Source organism: Salinivibrio sp. VYel1 (assembly GCF_009377945.1).
Classification (GTDB): Bacteria; Pseudomonadota; Gammaproteobacteria; order Enterobacterales; family Vibrionaceae; genus Salinivibrio; species Salinivibrio siamensis.
Genome location: NZ_RSAM01000030.1, coordinates 1 through 1,303 on the forward strand (window position 1 = coordinate 1; position 1,303 = coordinate 1,303).

General features: G+C 41.0%; 1 protein-coding gene. It reads left to right on the forward strand.

Annotation, left to right across the window (positions count from 1 at the left end):
* Positions 1-183: 183 nt before the first annotated feature.
* A partial coding sequence (locus EHW58_RS15545) for an ISAs1 family transposase (RefSeq protein ID WP_152797365.1) occupies positions 184-1,303 on the forward strand: 1,120 nt, incomplete at its 3' end.

Consider the following 1,303-nt stretch of genomic DNA (forward strand, 5'->3'; position numbering starts at 1 on the left):
CAGGGAAAACGCATGAAGATCCGCGCCATGCCTGGGCTATCGATTTAATGACTTATTTATCAATTAAAGCTTAAAACCGTGCGTTGTACCATGTTTATTAATTAAAATGAGTGAAAATAAAGGATCAATTTGTTGATCATTTTCAGTGCGATTTAATGGTCTCCTAATGTTTAGGAGATTAAAATGACAGAAGAAAAAAGTCCATTTATGCATTTCGTTTCCATCAAAGATATTCGCCAAGAAGGAAAAGTTGAACATACGTTATCAGATATTATTTTGATAACGATCTGTGCGGTTCTCTCTGGCCATGATACCTGGAAAGGCATTAGTGATTATGGCCGTAAGCAGCGCGATTTCTTATTACGTTTTGGCTTTTCAGGTAAAACGTCACCGTCGGCAGATACGATCGCAAGAGTGATGGGGACCATCAGTCCAAAGGCATTACAAAAAGCCTTTATAGAATGGATGAAATCGTGTCATGAATTAACGGATGGCGAAGTGGTTGCCATTGATGGAAAAACACTAAGGGGCTCATATAATCGAGCAACAGATCAAGCTGCTATTCATATGGTTAATGCATTCGCAACAGCAAATGGTGTATGCCTCGGACAGTCGAAAGTAAATAGTAAAACCAATGAGATTACGGCCATCCCTAAGCTGCTGGAATTGCTCGATATTTCAGGTTGTTTGATTACCATAGATGCTATGGGTTGTCAGCACAAAGTCGCACAGAAAATCATTGATAAAAATGCTGATTATTTGCTTGCCGTTAAAGGAAACCAAGGCATGTTAGATAAAGCGTTTGATAATTATTACCGCCCGGCAATGCTTCAAAAATTTGATGGTGATAGCTACGCATCACAAGAGAAATCGCATGGGCGTTTAGAAACACGATGTGCGCTGATTAATACCGATTTAAGTGTATTAGGTGATTTGGCTTACGATTGGCCTGAATTAAAAACGATGGGCATCATGGTGAGTGTTCGTCAAGAAGGAAAACATACGGAAGAGTCAGATATTTCAGTGCGCTACTATATAAGCTCAAAAGCACTGACAGCGAAAGAGCTTCATGATGCCACGCGCTCGCACTGGTTAATTGAATCGATGCACTGGCAACTTGATGTTGGATTAAAAGAGGATGCTTGCCGAATAAGAGTCGATGATCGAGCGGAAGTATTTGCACGAATAAGGCAAATGGTTTTGAATTTATTAAAGCAAGAGAAGAGTTTCAAAGCCGGCATTCAACGCAAGCGAATGATGTGCGCGATGGACCAAGAGTACCTCGCGACCGTGCTGGGAAGCC